The sequence below is a fragment of the Streptosporangium sp. NPDC053982 genome (genome assembly GCF_055585205.1).
In genome coordinates, this window is record NZ_JBVJKQ010000015.1 from 1 (window position 1) to 15,674 (window position 15,674).

Here is a 15,674-nt window from a genome sequence, read left to right on the forward strand (position 1 = left end):
GCTGTTGACCCCCCTCGGCGCGGGCGGCGGGGCCCCCTTAAAGCTCGACGACTCCCCCCGGCCCCGGGGCCCCCGGCCCCGGGGGGGCCCGGTCGGAGCGCCCCCCCGGCGGGGGCCCCCCCCCGGGGGGGCCCCCGGGACGGGGGCCCCGGCTCACCGGCCGGTGAGCCACTCCAGGAGCAGGCGCACGCCGTACCCGGTGGCGCCCTTGGCGAAGAGGCCCTCGTCGGCGGTGCTGCGCCCGACGCCGGCGATGTCCAGGTGCGCCCAGGGGCGCTTGCCGGTGAACTCGCGCAGGAACAGCGCCGCGGTGATGGAGCCCGCGCCGTAGGTGGATCCGGCCTCGACGTTGGTCAGGTCGGCCACGGACGACTCCAGGGCCGGCGCGTAGTCGTCGATCAGCGGCATCCGCCACAGCCGCTCGCCGGAGGTCTCGCCCGCCGCGGTCAGGCCGGCGGCCAGGGCGTCGTCGGAGGCGAAGACGGCCCCCAGCCCCTTGCCGAGGGCGATGCCGATGGCCCCGGTCAGCGTGGCGATGTCCACCATGACGTCGGGGTCGAGCTCGGCGTCGGCGTAGGCCAGCGCGTCGGCCATCACCAGGCGCCCCTCGGCGTCGGTGTTGAGCACCTCGACGGTCCGCCCGCCGTACTGGGTGATCACGTCGGAGGGGCGCTGGGCCGAGCCGGAGAAGGAGTTCTCGGCCGCGGCGATCAGCCCGGTGACGCGGACCCGCGCGCCGAGGGCGGCCAGCGCGCCCAGCACCGCGATGACGACGGCGCCGCCCGCCATGTCGGTCTTCATGAACTTCATGCCCTCGGTGGGCTTGAGCGACAGGCCGCCGCTGTCGTAGGTGATGCCCTTGCCGACCAGCACCACGTGCTCGGTGGCTCCCTCCGGCTCGTACGACAGCTGAATGAGGCGCGGCGGGTTGGGCGAGCCCTGGCCGACCGCGAGGATGCCGCCGAAGCCCTCGGCGCGCAACGCCTCGGCGTCCCACACCTTCGCGGTGACCCCCTGCTCCAGGGCGCGCTCGGCGAGCCAGGCGGGGGACTTCACCGACGACGGGGTGTTGGCGAGGTCCCTGGCGAGCGCGACCGCACGGGCGACCGTCTCGCCCCGTTCCACGGCGGCCTCGGCCCCCTCGCCGACGAACTCGATCCGCCCCACCGGGCCGGGCTTCTGCGGCTCGCCCATGCGGAAGGTGTAGGTCGCCAGCAGCGCGCCCTCCACGAACGCCGCGACCGGCCCCTCGGGCAGTACGGCCCGCAGCCCGTCGCGTCCCCTGCCGCGCCGGGCCACGGCGGCGCCCGCCTTGCGCAGCGCGTCGGCCGAGCCGTCGCCGACGCCGTACAGCAGCACCCGGCCGACGGAGTCGCCGTCGGCGACGGGCACCTCGACGATCTCCCCGGCGTCGCCCTTGGCCCGGTGGTGGGCCAGCAGCGCGGCCACGGGCACCGGCAGCGCGACCCCGGCGGCGGCTTCCTGGAGGGCGAGGTCCGGGCCGAACGGCACGGCCAGCAGCCCGGCGTCCCCTGCGGCCCGCTCACCCCCGTCGGCGGGCGCGCCGGCCGGTCCGGCGGCGGGCAGGCCGAGGCCCTCCGCGGGCCGGGAGACGAGTGAGCACGGGGAGATGGGCATGAGAACACTCCAGTCGGATCAGCCGGGACAACACCGCGGCCCCGGCGCGAGCCGCCTCTTCGGGCGGCCCGGCGGCCAGGGCCGTGGTCATGTATTCATCGGTCGCGGTCGCGCGGGTCGTGGCGGGTGTCATGCTCCGCGGGGAGCGTTCAGGAAGACCCGGCGGCACCGCCGTATCGGATCGGGATCAGCCGACGATCTTCTTCAGTTCCTCGCCGAGGGAGACAGCCTCGTCCGCCGAGAGCTCGACGACGAGCCGGCCGCCGCCTTCGAGGGGAACACGCATGACGATCCCCCTGCCTTCCTTGACGACCTCCAGCGGACCATCGCCGGTCCTCGGCTTCATAGCCGCCATGCGTGTATCCCTTCCTGCTTCGGGCTCCGGATCTTCCGTCAGACCCGAGGGTGGCCGACGCATTCACGTCTTCTGTGATGTCCTATTATCCCGCCTCCGCGCTCGGAATGGTAACGATCAGCCTCCGCTTCGGCTCATCCGGCAATGGGCACCGTTGTCCGTGACCCCGTCCGGCGACCAGACTTGTCCCCGTGAACGCCCGCGCCGCACTGTTCGATCTGTACGGGGACCACCTGCGGCCCCGGGGCGGCCGCGCGTCCGTGGCGGCCCTCGTCCGGCTGCTCGCACCCTTGGACATCGCCGGTCCCGCCGTCCGCACGGCCGTCTCCCGGATGGTCCGGCAGGGCTGGCTCGCCCCGGCCAGACTGCCCCAGGGACCCGGCTACGAGGCCACCGGCAAGTGCGTGCGCCGCCTCGACGAGACGGCCGCGAGAATTTACCGAGTTGAGACGATCACCTGGAACGGCCGGTGGCACATCCTCGTGGTGGAACCGGTGCGCGAGCGGCCCCGGCGGGAGCGGCTCCGGGCCGACCTCTCCTTCATCGGGTACGCCCCCCTGACGGAGAGCACCTGGATCGGGCCCCGCCCCTCCCCCGAACTGGACGGGGTCCTCGCCGCCGAGGGCGCGCGGGCCGACCGGTTCGAGGCCGTGCTGGACGGCGACCCCGCGGCGCTGGCCGCCCGCGCCTGGGACCTGGACGGCGTCGGGGCGGCCTACGAGGAGTGGCTGTCCCGGGCGGTCGACCTCGTCGGCGGGCTGCCCGCGGACGCCTCCGACGACCGGGTGTTCGCCACCCGCAGCAGGCTCGTGCACGGCTGGCGCAACTTCCTGTTCCGCGATCCCGGGCTGCCCGCCGGTCTGCTGCCGTCCGGCTGGCCCGGGGAGAAGGCGCGGGCCTACTTCGAGCGGGAGGCCGCCCGGCTCCTGCCCGCCGCCGCCGCGTTCGTCGACCGCCACCTCACCCTCGCCGAGCAACCGCAGGCCGCCGGTCGTCCTCCGGCCGAACCTCAGGAAGCCAAGGAAGCCAAGGAGCCAGCTTCATGAACGACGTGAACGACGTCCTCTACTCCGTCGGCGACGGCGTCGCCGCCATCACCCTCAACCGGCCGGAGGCGATGAACTCGCTGACCCTGCGGGCCAAGGCCGCCCTGCTGGACGCGCTGACCCGGGCCGCGGAGGACCCCGTCGTGCGGGCGGTGCTGCTGACGGGCGCGGGCCGGGCGTTCTGCGCGGGCCAGGACCTCGCCGAGCACGCCGCCTCCCTGGACGCGGGGCAGGGGCTGAACGACACCGTGCGCTCCCACTACAACCCGATCGTCCGGACGATCACCGAGATGAACAAGCCGGTCGTCGCCGCGGTGAACGGCGTCGCCGCCGGGGCGGGCGCCTCCCTGGCCTTCGCCTGCGACCTGCGGATCGCCTCCGAGAAGGCGAAGTTCGCCATGGCCTTCACCGGCATCGGCCTGGCCCCCGACTCCGGGGCCTCGTGGACCCTGCAACGCCTGGTCGGCCCGGCCCGCGCGGCCGAGCTCCTGCTGCTCGGCGAGCCGCTCGACGCGGCCCGCGCGCTGGAGCTGGGGGTCGTCTCCAGGGTCGTCCCGGCTGACGGGCTGGGCGCCGCCGCCCGGGAGCTGGCCGTACGGCTGGCACAGGGCCCGACGAGCGCGTACGGGGCCACGAAGCGGGCCCTGGTGTTCGCCGCGGGCGCCTCCCTGCCGGACGCCCTGGACCAGGAGGCCCTCCTCCAGGACGAGTGCGCGAGGACCGACGACCACGTCAACGCCACCCGCGCCTTCCTCAGGAAGGAGCGGCCCGTCTTCGAGGGTCACTAGTCGAGGACAAAACCAATCCAATAAGGATGGTCCACAACAAAACTATCTGTTAGCGTCTCTCCTGTTGCCCCACGGAACAGGAGACGACCGTGTCGTTCGCATCCCCTCCCAGATCCCTGGCCCTCGGCGTGCTGTCCGCCGCGGGACTGATGACGATCCTGGACGGCAGCATCGTCACCGTGGCGATGCCGGCCATCCAGAAGGACCTGGACTTCTCGCCCGCCGGCCTCAGCTGGATCGTCAACGCCTACCTCGTCGCGTTCGGCGGGCTGCTCCTGCTGGCCGGGCGGCTGGGCGACCTGATCGGCCGCAGGACGATGTTCCTGGCCGGGAACGCGGTGTTCACCGCGGCCTCCGTGCTGGCGGGGACCGCGGACGGCCAGGGCATGCTGATCGCGGCGCGGTTCGGCCAGGGCGTCGGCAGCGCGATGGCCTCGTCCGTCGTGCTCGGCATCCTGGTGACGCTGTTCACCGGGGAACGGGAGCGCGGGAGGGCGATCGCGGTCTTCGCCTTCACCGGGGCGGCGGGCGCCTCGCTCGGGCAGGTGCTGGGCGGGGTGCTCACCGACCTGCTCGACTGGCACTGGATCTTCCTGATCAACCTGCCGATCGGGCTGCTCACCATCGCGCTGGCGATCCCGGCGCTGCCGCGCGACCGCGGGCTCGGGCTCGCCGCCGGGGCGGACGTCGCGGGCGCCGTGCTGGTCACCTCCGGCCTGATGCTCGGGATCTACACGGTGGTCGGGATCGAGGAGCACGGCTGGCTCTCGGCCCGCACGCTCGGCCTCGGCGCCGTCTCGCTCGCCCTGCTCGCCGGGTTCGTCATCCGCCAGGCCACCGCGCGGACCCCGCTCATGCCGCTGCGCGTCCTGCGCTCGCGCAACGTCGCGGGAGGCAACCTCGTCCAGATGCTCACGCTGTCGGCGATGTTCGCCTTCCAGATCATCGTCGCCCTCTACATGCAGAAGGTCCTCGGGTACGGCGCCCTCGAAACCGGCCTGGCGATGCTCCCGGCCGCGGTGTCCATCGGCGCCGTCTCGCTCTTCGTCTCCGCGCGGCTCAGCGCCCGGTTCGGCGCGCGCTCCGTCCTGCTGGGCGGCCTGCTCCTGCTGCTGGCCGCCATGCTGTGGCTGACCCGCGTCCCGGTGGACGCGCGCTACACGATCGACCTGCTGCCGGTGATGGTGCTGATCGCGGGCGGCGGCCTGGTCCTCCCGGCGCTGACCACGCTCGGCATGTCCGGCGCGAGCGAGGACGACGCGGGCCTGGCCTCCGGCCTCTTCAACACCACCCAGCAGATCGGCATGGCCCTCGGCGTCGCGGTCCTGTCCACGCTGGCCGCGTCCCGCACCGAGGAACTGCTCGGGAACGGCGAGAGCCGGGCCGCCGCGCTCACCGGCGGTTACCACCTGGCCTTCGCCACCTCCGCCGGCCTGCTCGTGGCGGCCGTCCTGGTGGCGCTGACCGTGCTGCACCGGCCCGGGGGCACGCGGGCCGAGGCGACCGGGCACGACGGCGGGGTCCCCCTCACCGTCTGACCGCCGCGCCCGGCGGACCGGCTCCTGGAACCACCCGATCACGGAAAGAACGGATCCCGATGAGCGAGAACGAGTACGGCCCCGGCCAGGGCCCCGGCGCCCGCCCCCTCACCGAGGAGGAGGTGACCCGGATCCTCGGCGGACAGCGGTTCGGCGTGCTGGCGACCGTCAAACGCGACGGCCGCCCGCACCTGGCATCGATGGTCTTCGGCTGGGACGCCGAGGAGCGGGTCATCCGCTTCTCCTCGGCCGAGGGACGCATCAAGGTGACGCACCTGCGACGTGATCCGCGCGCGACCCTGCACGCCCAGGGTGAGAACGTCTTGTCCTACGCCGTCGCGGAGGGCGAGGCGGAGGTGTCGGAGGCGAGCACGGAGCCCGGTGACGCGATCGGGCGGGAACTGCTGGCGATGGCCGGCGGCTTCGGCGATCCGGCGGACGAGACCGCGTTCCTCGAACAGATGGTGAAGGACCGGCGCGTGGTGATCAGGCTCAGGGTGTCCCGCCTGTACGGAACGGCCCTGGACGCGCCCGCGCGGAACTGATCCCCGCGGGATCCCGTCCGGGAAGGCTCACCGGGGCGGCGCCCGGCGGCGTGACCGGGCGGGACCGGAGGTCAGCGGCAGGCGTCGCGGACCCAGCAGTCGGCCAGGTGGTCGTTGACCAGGCCGATGGTCTGCATGAGGGCGTAAGCGGTGGTGGGGCCGACGAAGCGGAACCCGCGCGCCCGGAGCTCCTTGGCGAGCGCCTTGGAACCGGGCGTCTGGGCGGGCACGTCGGCCAGGGTCTTCGGGACCGGGGAGCCGGGGTCGGCGTACCGCCAGACCAGCTCGGACAGGCCCACGTCGAGCGCGACCCGCGCGTTGGCGACCGCGGCCTCGATCTTGGCCCGGTTGCGGACGATGCCCGCGTCGCCCATCAGGCGCTCCACGTCGGCCGGGCCGAACCCCGCCACGGCGGGGATGGAGAACCCGGCGAAGGCGGCCCGGAAGTTCTCCCGCTTGCGCAGGATCGTGATCCACGACAGCCCGGACTGGAACGCCTCCAGGGTCAGCCGCTCGAACACCCGGTCGTCGCCCTCGACCCTGCGGCCCCACTCGTCGTCGTGGTAGGCGATGTACTCGGGGGCCGAACCGGCCCAGCCGCAGCGCACCGGCTCGGTCATCGTGCCTCTCGCATCTTCCGGTCGCCCGTCTCCCGGTCGCCCGCTTCTCTGCCGTCCGTCTCCCTGCCGCCGCGTGCGGGGCCGTCGCCGGGCTCCGGGGCCGCGCCGCCGTCGTCGCCGTCCTCACCGCCGCCGCCGTCGTCGCCCCCGCCGTCCTCTCCGGCCGCGGCGGCCTCCTCCGGGCCACCCCGAGCCGGAAGGCCGGGCTCATCCCGGTCCGGGAAGGCGGACCCGTCCTGGGGCGGGAGATCGGACTCGTCCTGATCCGAGAGGACGGGCCCGGCGCCGCTCGCGGCCATCCGGTCGCCGTACGGCACGGCGGAGGCGTCCGGGGAGCCGTTGGAGACCGCGAGCGTCTCCGGACCGGCCTCCAGCAGCTCCGTGGCGCCCCACGGCGCCTCGGGCTCGTGCTCGGTGCGCGGGCCGCCCAGCGGCCTGGCGTAGGCCTCCTGGCGGGCCTTGAGCCGACCGGCCAGCAGCTCCGACACCCGCTGCTCCAGCACCGCGATCCGGGTGTCGCGCTCGCTCAGCGCGGCGGCGACCCGGTTCAGCGTCTCGTCCACACTCTCGGTGTGGTAGCCGACGAGGCTCACCGGCAGGTGCAGCGCCATGAGATCCACCGCACCGAGCTGCCCGGCTTCGGGCAGGCCGAGCGGCGGGATGTCCGGGATGAATTCCCCCAGCTCATCACCCCGTCCCGTGGCGATCGCCCAGACACCGGCGAGTATGGCGATGGCGGCGAGCGCGAGCGCGAGTACGACCAGCACATACGAATCGTGCCACAACTCCCCTGATCTAAGGTTGGGGTCATGGCAGCTCTTGTTGTGATCGGTCCCGGAGACCCGGGCGATCCCGGCTGGGTCGAGGCCCGCTCCGTCGCCGAGATCGCCGAGCTGACCCGTGCCGGGCACACCGTGTCCGTGACCCCCGCGGCCCTGGCCGGGACCACCGGAGCGACCGGGATGGCCGGGACCGGACAGGCCGCCGGGGCCGAGGAGGCCACCGCCGGGACGTCCGGGAGTGGAGACGCCGGGGAGCCCGGGGCCGGGGACGCCGGGAGCGCCGGGGAGGCCGCGGAGCTGGCCGTGACCGCGGTCTGCGTCTGGGCCGGGGCGCGGGTCCTGCGCACGACCCGCCCGGGCCCGGTACGGCAGGCCGCCGAGATGGCCGACGCCCTCGCCGGACGGCGCCCGCCCGCGCTGACCCGCCGCGGCCTGGCCTGAGACCCGCCACGACCCGCAACGGCCCGTCCTCCGGGCCCGGCCGCCCTGCCGCCGCGCCGTACGGCGGGGTGCCCGCCTCGCCGGCGGCGAAGGGTCCCCGACCGCGGGGCGGCTACGGCGTGGACTCGCCGATCTCCTCGGGGCTCGGCACCAGGTGCCGCGTCCGCCTCTCCAGGTGCTGGAACGCCTCCTCGACCGTGGTGGTCCAGGAGATCGCGTCGAAGACGTTCGGCCGGGTGAAGCCCGCCTCGTGCAGGTCGTCCACGAGCTGCCGCAGCGGCGCGTAGAGCCCCCAGGGGTCGAGGATCACGAGCGGCTTGTCGTGCAGGCCCAGTGTGCGGGCCGTCCAGATCTCGAACAGCTCCTCCAGCGTCCCGATGCCGCCGGGCAGCACCAGGAACGCGTCGGACCGGGCGTCCATGACGCCCTTGCGCTCCCGCATGTCGGTGGTGACGATCATCTCGTCGGAGTCCTCGTCGGCGACCTCGATGTCGACCAGGGCCTGGGGGATGATCCCGACGGTGCGGCCGCCGCCCGCGCGGGTGGCGCGGGCCACCGCGCCCATGCAGGAGACCCGGGCGCCGCCGCTGACGAGCGTGTGCCCCCGCCGGGCGATCTCGGCCCCCACCTCCTCCGCCAGCGTCAGGTACTTAGGGTCGATCTTCTGGCTCGACGCCAGGAACACGCATACGAACACGATGAGACCCTACGGCGCGCCTTCCACCGGCTTCCACCGGATTCCGGCTCCGCCGCGCGACGGCCCCCACCGTGCGAGGCCCCCATCGTGCGAGGCCCCCATCGTGCGAGGCCCCCACCGCGCGGGGGCTCCTCCGGGCGACGGCTTCACTGCGCGTCGCCGACCATCTCCGCGGCCGCCCGCTCCTCCTCCTGAAGCCGCCGCGACCGGTTCCGGTCGGCGTCGGTGATGATCCGTACGGCCTCGTCCACGTCGTCGGTGACGTGGATCAGGTCGACGTCGGCCGGGGAGATCTTGCCGGAGCCCACCAGGGTGGTCCTCATCCAGTCGAGCAGGCCGCCCCAGTACTCGGTGCCCAGGAGCACCACGGGGAAGGAGGTCACCTTGCGGGTCTGCACCAGGGTCAGCGCCTCGAACAGCTCGTCCAGCGTGCCGAAGCCGCCGGGGAGCGTCACGAACCCGCACGCGTACTTCACGAACATGGTCTTGCGGACGAAGAAGTAGCGGAACTCGATGCCGAGGTCGACGTACTCGTTCATCTGCTGTTCGAAGGGGAGCTCGATGCCCAGGCCCACGGAGACGCCGCCCGCCTCCCTGGCGCCCCGGTTGGCCGCCTCCATGCAGCCGGGCCCGCCCCCGGTGATCACGGCGTAGCCGGCCTCGGAGAGCTTGCGGCCGAGCTCGATGCCCATCTCGTACTCGGGCGTGCCCTCCTTGGTCCGCGCGGACCCGAAGACGGTGACCGCCTGGGGCAGCTCGGCGAGCTGGCCGAAGCCCTCCACGAACTCCGCCTGGATGCGCATCACCCGCCAGGGGTCCATGTGCAGCCAGTCCGCCGGCCCCCTGCGGTCGAGGAGCCTCTGGTCATGGGTGGAGTCGGAAACGAGGGCGCCGCGCATCAGGGAGGGACCCTGCCGGCGTTCCGGGCGTGTCTTCTTCATGCCGAACACGCTAGCCCGTTCAACAAAAATCTTGAAAAATCTCCCGGCGAACACGGAACCGGATTTCGCCGAACGCGCGTCTAACCGCCGAGGGTGCTGCTCGGGACTGAAAGTGGCTTTCCCCGTCAAATGGCCGACGAGGAAAGCCACTTTCATTTGGGCCCCGGCCCGTCCGGCTCGCCGGGCGGGCCGTCGGCCCGGACGACCGGGCACGCGGACCGCCGGGCGTGCCGGCCGTCAGCCCAGCCAGTCGAGCATTCTGCGCTCGCACTCGACGATCTTCTCCAGCGTGACATACTCCCCCCGCTGGTGCGCGAGATTGGGATCTCCGGGCCCGTAGTTCACCGCCGGGACACCGAGACCGGAGAAGAGCGAGACGTCGGTCCAGCCGAGTTTGGCCCGCGGCTCACCGCCGACGGCCGACAGGAAGGCCGCGGCCACCGGATGGGACAGGCCGGGCCGCGCGCCGGGTGCCCCGTCGGTGAAACGGACCTCGAACCCGTCGAACACCTCGAGCACGTGGTCCCGGGCCGCCTCCAGCGACAGGTCCGGGGCGAAGCGGTAGTTGACGGTCACCACGCACTCGTCGGGGATCACGTTGCCGGCGACGCCGCCGTTGATCGCGACCGCGTTCAGGCCCTCGTGGTACTCCAGCCCGTCCACGACGGGCCGCCTGGCGCGGTAGCCGTCGAGGATCGCCAGGACCGGCCCGGCCGCGTGGACGGCGTTGACCCCGAACCAGGACCGGGCGCTGTGCGCGCGCTTGCCGCGGGTGACGACCTGCGCCCGCAGCGTGCCCTGGCAGCCGCCCTCGACCACGCCGTCGGTGGGCTCCATGAGCACCGCGAAGTCCCCGGCGAGCCAGTCGGGACACCGGCGGCTGAGCCGGAGCAGGCCGTTGCGCTCGGCCTCGATCTCCTCGCAGTCGTAGAAGACGTACGTGACGTCCCGGCCTGGCTCCGGCAGCGCGGCGGCCAGCCGCAGCGCGACCGCCACGCCGGACTTCATGTCGGAGGTGCCGCAGCCGTACAGCAGGCCGTCCTCGACCCGGCTCGGCAGGTTGCCGGCGACCGGCACGGTGTCGATGTGCCCGGCGATCACCACCCGCTCGCCGCGGCCCAGTCCGGTGCGGGCGACGACCGCGTCGCCGTCGCGGTGCACCGTCAGGTGCGGCAGCGCCCGCAGCGCCTCCTCGACCGCGTCGGCCAGCGCCTTCTCGTGGCCGCTGACCGACTCGACGTCCACGATCCGCGCGGTGAGCGCGCCGACGTCCTGTGTGAGATCCAGACGCGTACTCATGCCCGCGACCCTACCGGCCCGGCCACGGCCCTCCCGAGGGCACGTGACCGTACGGCGGGCCGCCACGGCCGGTTCCGCGGGGAGGGCTCCGTACGACGGACCCCGTACCACGGACCCCGTACCACGGACCCCGGCACGGCGGGCTCCGGCACGGCGGGCTCCGCGTGGGCGCCCGGCCGGTCGGCGGGCCCGCCACGACCGGGTGGACCGGCCCGGGAACGGATCTCCGCACCTCGCCGGACCGGTAGGTTCTTCAGGGTGCGACGGCGCTTCTCCAAAGGGGTCATCGCGATCATCGTGATCGTGGTCGTGCTCGCGGTGGCCATCACCGTGGGCGTCTTCAAGCTGCTCCACCGGGTCCCCACCCTCGCCGGGCCCGGCGAGGGCTGCCGGGTCAAGACCCCGCAGGGCACCCGCGACCTGGACATCGAGCAGGCCCAGGTCGCCGCGGTCATCGCGGCGGTGGCGGCCCGCAGGAAGCTGCCCGAGCGGGCCGTGGTCATCGCCTACGCCACCGGCATCCAGGAGTCCAAGCTCTACAACCTCACCTACGGCGACCGCGACTCGGTGGGGGTGTTCCAGCAGCGGCCCTCCCAGGGCTGGGGCAGGCCCGAGCAGCTCGTGGACCCCGTCTACGCCACGGGGAAGTTCTTCTCGGCGCTGGTGAAGGTCAAGAACTACCGCAGGCTGCCGCTCCACGAGGCGGCCCAGCGGGTGCAGCGTTCGGCCGACGGGTCGGCCTACGCCCAGCACGAGGACGACGGGAAGATCCTGGCCGCGGCGTTCACCGGACGGGTGCCGGGGGCCGTGCACTGCTGGTTCCCCCCGAAGCCGAGCAAGAGCCCCACGGCCGCCCGCGCCACGGCGGCGGCGAGCGCGACACCGCTGCCCGCGGACGAGCGGGCCAGGCGGCGGCTGGCCCGCGCCCTGGGGCCGGGCGCCACGCTCGACACCGACTCGCGCAGGCGTGGCTGGCTGGTGGCCTCCTGGTCGGTGGCGCACGCCCAGGAGTTCGGGCTGCGCCGGATCCGCTACGACGGCCGGGCCTGGACGTCGGCGAAGGGCGAGGACGGCTGGCGTCCGGACGCCGCGGCGTCGGCGGGGCGGGTCGAGATCTCCTGACGGGCCGGGCCCGTCAGGTGAGGTCGGCGCGCCGGTGGAAGGTGATCGACCCGGGCGGCAGCGGCTGGGCGTGGAAGGACCTCCAGCGGTGACCCTGGAGCCGTTCGAAGCTGAGCAGGCGGCCGTCGGCGGCGCGGTATTCGGCGAAGTCGAGCAGTCCCCGCTCGGGCATGCTGACGCCCTCCCCGCGGAAGGCCGCCGTGCCGCGCTCCACCGGGAAGAACTCGACCCCCTCGACGGTCAGCGTGGTCTTCGCGGGGATCATGCCCTGGGTGGGCACCCGCGTCCACAGCAGAACCTCTAGGTGGAGCGCGCCGTCGGAGCCGGGACGCGTCTCGATCGACAGCCACCGGTCGCGGCGGGAGCCGTCGTCGAGGAGGTACTCGACCCACTGGTCGCCCTGCCACGACAGGTACAGGGCGCCCATGACGCGGCTCCGCGCGCCCTGGCACTCGATGGTGTCGCCCACCTTGATGGCGCGGGGGTCCGGGTAGTCGACGCCGGCGTGGCCCGCCTCCGGCCCGGACGGCGACGGCGTGAACGGTAGCGCGGCCCCGGGGGACGGCGGCGCGGCCCCGGTCCCGGTCTCGGCCCCGGGGGGCACGGCTCGCGCGGGGGGTCCGGGGGAACGGCGCGCGGAGCGCCGCCCGCCCCGCCGGGCGGCCACCAGGAGCACACCGGCCAGCAGGACGAGGGCGACCACGCCCAGTCCGACTGCCACGGCGGCCCCAGAGGTCATGCCGCCGGATCCTACTGGAGGCGTCGCACCGCCGCACTTATCCGCTCATCCGTCGCAGTCACCGCGATCCGGACATGCGACGCGCCGGCCGGGCCGTAGAAGTCGCCGGGGGCCACCAGGACGCCCTTCTCCGCCAGCTCCCGGACCTGCGCCCAGCAGTCGGCGCCGTTGGACGCCCAGAGGTACAGCCCGGCGGCGGAGTGGTCGATCTTCCAGCCGGCCGCCTCCAGGGCGGGACGCAGCACCGCGCGCCGGGCGGCGTAGCGGGCACGCTGCTCCTCGGCGTGCCCGTCGTCGTCCAGGGCGGCGGCGGCCGCCGCCTGCACCGGCCCCGGCACGATCATGCCGGCGTGCTTGCGGACCTCCAGCAGCCGCCGGACCAGCGCGGGGTCGCCCGTGACGAACCCGGCGCGGTATCCCGCCAGGTTGGAACGCTTGGACAGCGAGTGCACCGCGAGCAGGCCCTCGTGCGAGCCGCCGCACACGTCCGGGTGCAGGATCGAGATCGGCTGTTCCTCCCAGCCCAGCTCGATGTAGCACTCGTCGGAGGCGATGACGGCCCCGCGCTCGCGCGCCCAGGCGACGACCTTCCGCAGGTGCTCGGCCGGCAGGACCCTGCCGGTCGGGTTGGACGGGGAGTTGACCCAGACCAGCGGCACCCGCTCCGGGCCGAGCGAGAGCAGCCCGTCGGTGGCGTACGGCTCGGCGCCCGCGAGGCGGGCCCCGACGTCGTAGGTCGGGTAGGCCAGCTCGGGGAGGACGACCCGCTGCCCGGGTCCGACGCCGAGCAGCGTGGGCAGCCAGGCCACCAGCTCCTTGGAGCCGATCAGCGGAAGCACGTCCGCCTGGTCGACGGTCACCCCGTGCCTGCGCCGCAGCCAGCCGGCCGCGGCGGCGCGGAGCCGCTCGGTGCCGTGGGTGAGCGGGTAGCCGGGGCTGTCGGAGGCGTCCGACAGGGCCTGCCGTACCAGGGCGGGGACCGGATCGACGGGGGTGCCCACCGACAGGTCGACGATCCCCTCGGGATGCGACCCCGCGAGCTTCTTCAGCGGCGTGAGCCGGTCCCATGGGAAGTCAGGCAGATCGATCACGGCTCTCCCCCGCTGGAGGTCTCCCCCGCCGGCGCGGGAGACGGCTTGTCATCGGTGCGGCCCCGCACGGCGGGGCCGGGCGGCCCCGCCGTGGAGGGCGGAACCTCGCCGGGCGGGGCGGCCAGGGGCCGCCGCCGCCCGCCGGCGTTCGCTCAGTGGTCCTCGGCCTGCGGGGGCAGGACCGAGACGACCGGGTGGTCCTTTTCGATCTTGCCGACCTTGGAGGCGCCGCCGGGCGACCCGAGCTCCTCGAAGAACTCCACGTTGGCCTTGTAGAAGTCCTTCCACTGCTCGGGAAGGTCGTCCTCGTAGAAGATGGCCTCGACGGGGCAGACGGGTTCGCACGCACCGCAGTCCACGCACTCGTCGGGGTGGATGTAGAGCATGCGCTCACCCTCGTAGATGCAATCGACGGGGCACTCCTCGATGCACGCCTTGTCAAGGACGTCCACGCAAGGCTGCGCGATGACGTAGGTCACCTGGGGCTCCTTCTTCCTTTACGCACCTGGGCGCGACTTCGACCGCGGGGTTGCTACGCCCTAGTATTGCCGTGCCCGTCACATGTCCGAAACGGGAGGGGGCAAAAACAGTGGCCCCAGGCCTCGGCGCTCGCCTCGTCATCACCATAACCCCATCCGACGTGGGAAAAAGGGTAACCACGCGACGACGGGTCCCCGAAGGCTTCCGGGACGCGGTGGGCGTGCTGGAGTTCTGGCACGGCGGCACGCTGGGCGTGCGCAGGCGCGACGGCTCCCTGGTGGAGATCGCCGAGGACACGCTCGCGGCGGCCAGGGTGGTGCCGGAACGCCGGGGTTAGGCCCGCTCCCCGAGGCCCGCGTCCGCGCACCGGCGGCACGTCCGCGGGACACCGGGACCCTTTCCGGCGTAACCCCTTTCCCAAGAACGGTCGCGCCTCCTCGACCGCCCCGCGCGTCGCGGCGAGTATCCGGTGGGTGACCGTACGCATCAGCGCCGCCGCCGTGGCCCTCGTCGCCACGATCGCCGGGTGTGGCGCCCCGGCTACCGAGACCAGGCCGCTTCCACCGGTCAAGGTGGACGCCGCCTCCATGCGGGAGGGGTTCTCGACCATGGACCGCCTGGTCGAGGCGGCCCGCAAGGAGGGCACGCTCACCGTGATCGGGCTGCCGCGCGACTGGATCAACTACGGCGAGATCATCGACACCTTCTCCCGGGAGTACGGGATCAAGGTCGAGCAGCTCGAACCCGGCGCGAGCAGCCAGCGGGAGATCCAGGCCGCGGGCCGGCTCAAGCCCGACGTGTTCGACCTGAGCCTGGAGGTCGCCGCCGCCCACGCGGGCTCCTTCGCCCCCTATCGGGTGCAGGGCTGGCTGGACGTCCCCGACCGCGTCAAGGATCCCGCGGGGCGCTGGTACGCCGCGTACGGCGGCTACATGTCCATCGCCTACGACTCCTCGAAGGTCGCGGCCCCGTCGTCCTACGCCGACCTGCTGCGGCCCGGCTACCGCGTCGCGCTGCCCGGCGACCCCCGGCAGTCCGCGGCGGCCTTCGGCGGGGTGATGGCGGTCTCCCTCGGCGACGGCGGCGCCGAGGTGGAGCGGGGCGTGGAGTTCTTCGACCGCCTGCGCAAGGCGGGCAACCTCGCGCCCGGGGAGCGGACGGCCAACGCCGTCATCGACTGGGACTACCAGAACGCCACGCGGGCCGCCGCGGCGGCCGGGGCGGGCCGGCCCGGCTGGAAGGTCGTCGTCCCGGGCGGCACCGCGCTCGCGGGCTACTACGTGCAGGCGATCAGCAGGAACGCGCCGCACCCGGCCGCCGCGCGGCTGTGGGAGGAGTTCCTGTTCTCCGACCGGGGCCAGAACCTCATGATGAAGGGCTACGCCCGCCCGGCGCGGATGGAGGCCCTGCGGATGCGCGACGCCCTGGACGGAGCGCTGGCGGCGAAGCTGCCCGCGACCAGGGCCGATCCCGTCTACCTCACCGTGTCGGAGATCGACGCGGCCAAGGGCTATCTCCGGCACCGCTGGGACGGCAGGAAGACCGGCTGACC

Annotated in this window: 18 protein-coding genes; 8 read left to right on the forward strand and 10 right to left on the reverse strand. The window is 73.8% G+C overall.

The annotated features are described in order from the left end of the window. Positions 1-153: 153 nt before the first annotated feature. Both ACZ6W9_RS26500 and ACZ6W9_RS26505 read right to left on the reverse strand, forming a co-directional pair. Entirely contained in the window at positions 154-1,638 is a 1,485-nt protein-coding gene (locus ACZ6W9_RS26500) for a leucyl aminopeptidase family protein (protein WP_389956530.1), read from the reverse strand. Between the two features lie 187 nt (positions 1,639-1,825). Continuing rightward, a complete protein-coding gene (locus tag ACZ6W9_RS26505) occupies positions 1,826-1,993 on the reverse strand; it encodes a DUF3117 domain-containing protein (RefSeq protein WP_362939188.1) in 168 nt (55 codons plus the stop codon). A gap of 191 nt (positions 1,994-2,184) precedes the next feature. Between ACZ6W9_RS26505 and ACZ6W9_RS26510 the strand changes: the two genes are divergently transcribed. From ACZ6W9_RS26510 to ACZ6W9_RS26525, 4 genes are all read left to right on the forward strand, one after another. Next, positions 2,185-3,039: a PaaX family transcriptional regulator gene (locus ACZ6W9_RS26510; RefSeq protein WP_389956533.1), complete on the forward strand. Its 855-nt coding sequence runs from the start codon at positions 2,185-2,187 to the stop codon at positions 3,037-3,039. Beyond that, positions 3,036-3,827 carry an enoyl-CoA hydratase-related protein gene (locus ACZ6W9_RS26515; RefSeq protein ID WP_389956535.1) on the forward strand — a complete coding sequence of 264 codons (792 nt, stop codon included), beginning with the start codon at positions 3,036-3,038 and terminating at the stop codon, positions 3,825-3,827. The genes ACZ6W9_RS26510 and ACZ6W9_RS26515 overlap by 4 nt, the downstream gene beginning before the upstream one ends. Before the next feature lie 89 nt (positions 3,828-3,916). Beyond that, a complete protein-coding gene (locus tag ACZ6W9_RS26520; protein WP_389956538.1) occupies positions 3,917-5,365 on the forward strand; it encodes an MFS transporter in 1,449 nt (482 codons plus the stop codon). Between the two features lie 59 nt (positions 5,366-5,424). Further along, positions 5,425-5,910, forward strand: coding sequence for a PPOX class F420-dependent oxidoreductase (locus ACZ6W9_RS26525; RefSeq protein ID WP_389956541.1), 486 nt, complete (start codon positions 5,425-5,427; stop codon positions 5,908-5,910). A 71-nt stretch (positions 5,911-5,981) separates the two neighbouring features. On the opposite strand, the gene ACZ6W9_RS26530 is transcribed toward ACZ6W9_RS26525, so the two are convergent. Next, complete coding sequence (locus ACZ6W9_RS26530) at positions 5,982-6,530, reverse strand: DNA-3-methyladenine glycosylase I (protein ID WP_470120192.1); 549 nt, start codon at positions 6,528-6,530, stop codon at positions 5,982-5,984. Then, on the reverse strand, positions 6,527-7,297 hold the full coding sequence (locus tag ACZ6W9_RS26535; protein WP_470120194.1) for a hypothetical protein: 771 nt from the start codon (positions 7,295-7,297) through the stop codon (positions 6,527-6,529). The genes ACZ6W9_RS26530 and ACZ6W9_RS26535 overlap by 4 nt, the downstream gene beginning before the upstream one ends. A 42-nt stretch (positions 7,298-7,339) precedes the next feature. Between ACZ6W9_RS26535 and ACZ6W9_RS26540 the strand changes: the two genes are divergently transcribed. Further along, a complete protein-coding gene (locus ACZ6W9_RS26540; protein WP_362939167.1) occupies positions 7,340-7,753 on the forward strand; it encodes a hypothetical protein in 414 nt (137 codons plus the stop codon). 112 nt (positions 7,754-7,865) lie between these two features. On the opposite strand, the gene ACZ6W9_RS26545 is transcribed toward ACZ6W9_RS26540, so the two are convergent. From ACZ6W9_RS26545 to dapE, 3 genes are all read right to left on the reverse strand, one after another. Beyond that, positions 7,866-8,450: an LOG family protein gene (locus ACZ6W9_RS26545; RefSeq protein WP_389956550.1), complete on the reverse strand. Its 585-nt coding sequence runs from the start codon at positions 8,448-8,450 to the stop codon at positions 7,866-7,868. A gap of 146 nt (positions 8,451-8,596) precedes the next feature. After that, positions 8,597-9,391, reverse strand: coding sequence for an LOG family protein (locus ACZ6W9_RS26550; protein WP_389956552.1), 795 nt, complete (start codon positions 9,389-9,391; stop codon positions 8,597-8,599). Positions 9,392-9,628: 237 nt separating this feature from the next. Next, positions 9,629-10,690 (reverse strand): succinyl-diaminopimelate desuccinylase, encoded by a 1,062-nt coding sequence (dapE, locus tag ACZ6W9_RS26555; protein ID WP_470120196.1) that lies wholly within the window; start codon positions 10,688-10,690, stop codon positions 9,629-9,631. A gap of 258 nt (positions 10,691-10,948) precedes the next feature. On the opposite strand from dapE, the gene ACZ6W9_RS26560 reads away from it, so the two are divergent. Then, positions 10,949-11,812, forward strand: coding sequence for a hypothetical protein (locus tag ACZ6W9_RS26560; protein ID WP_389956558.1), 864 nt, complete (start codon positions 10,949-10,951; stop codon positions 11,810-11,812). Between the two features lie 13 nt (positions 11,813-11,825). Here ACZ6W9_RS26560 and ACZ6W9_RS26565 read toward each other — a convergent pair whose 3' ends face one another. The 3 genes from ACZ6W9_RS26565 to fdxA all read right to left on the reverse strand — a co-directional run bounded on the left by ACZ6W9_RS26565 (position 11,826) and on the right by fdxA (position 14,121). After that, positions 11,826-12,551 carry a DUF4178 domain-containing protein gene (locus tag ACZ6W9_RS26565; protein ID WP_389956561.1) on the reverse strand — a complete coding sequence of 242 codons (726 nt, stop codon included), beginning with the start codon at positions 12,549-12,551 and terminating at the stop codon, positions 11,826-11,828. 11 nt (positions 12,552-12,562) lie between these two features. Next, positions 12,563-13,642 (reverse strand): succinyldiaminopimelate transaminase, encoded by a 1,080-nt coding sequence (dapC, locus tag ACZ6W9_RS26570; RefSeq protein WP_389956564.1) that lies wholly within the window; start codon positions 13,640-13,642, stop codon positions 12,563-12,565. Between the two features lie 152 nt (positions 13,643-13,794). After that, entirely contained in the window at positions 13,795-14,121 is a 327-nt protein-coding gene (gene fdxA / locus ACZ6W9_RS26575; protein ID WP_389956567.1) for a ferredoxin, read from the reverse strand. Positions 14,122-14,282: 161 nt separating this feature from the next. Here fdxA and ACZ6W9_RS26580 point away from each other — a divergent pair, with 161 nt between their 5' ends. Then, a complete protein-coding gene (locus tag ACZ6W9_RS26580) occupies positions 14,283-14,459 on the forward strand; it encodes a putative acetyltransferase (protein WP_362946561.1) in 177 nt (58 codons plus the stop codon). A gap of 136 nt (positions 14,460-14,595) precedes the next feature. Further along, positions 14,596-15,672: an ABC transporter substrate-binding protein gene (locus tag ACZ6W9_RS26585; protein ID WP_470120200.1), complete on the forward strand. Its 1,077-nt coding sequence runs from the start codon at positions 14,596-14,598 to the stop codon at positions 15,670-15,672. Positions 15,673-15,674 lie beyond the last annotated feature (2 nt).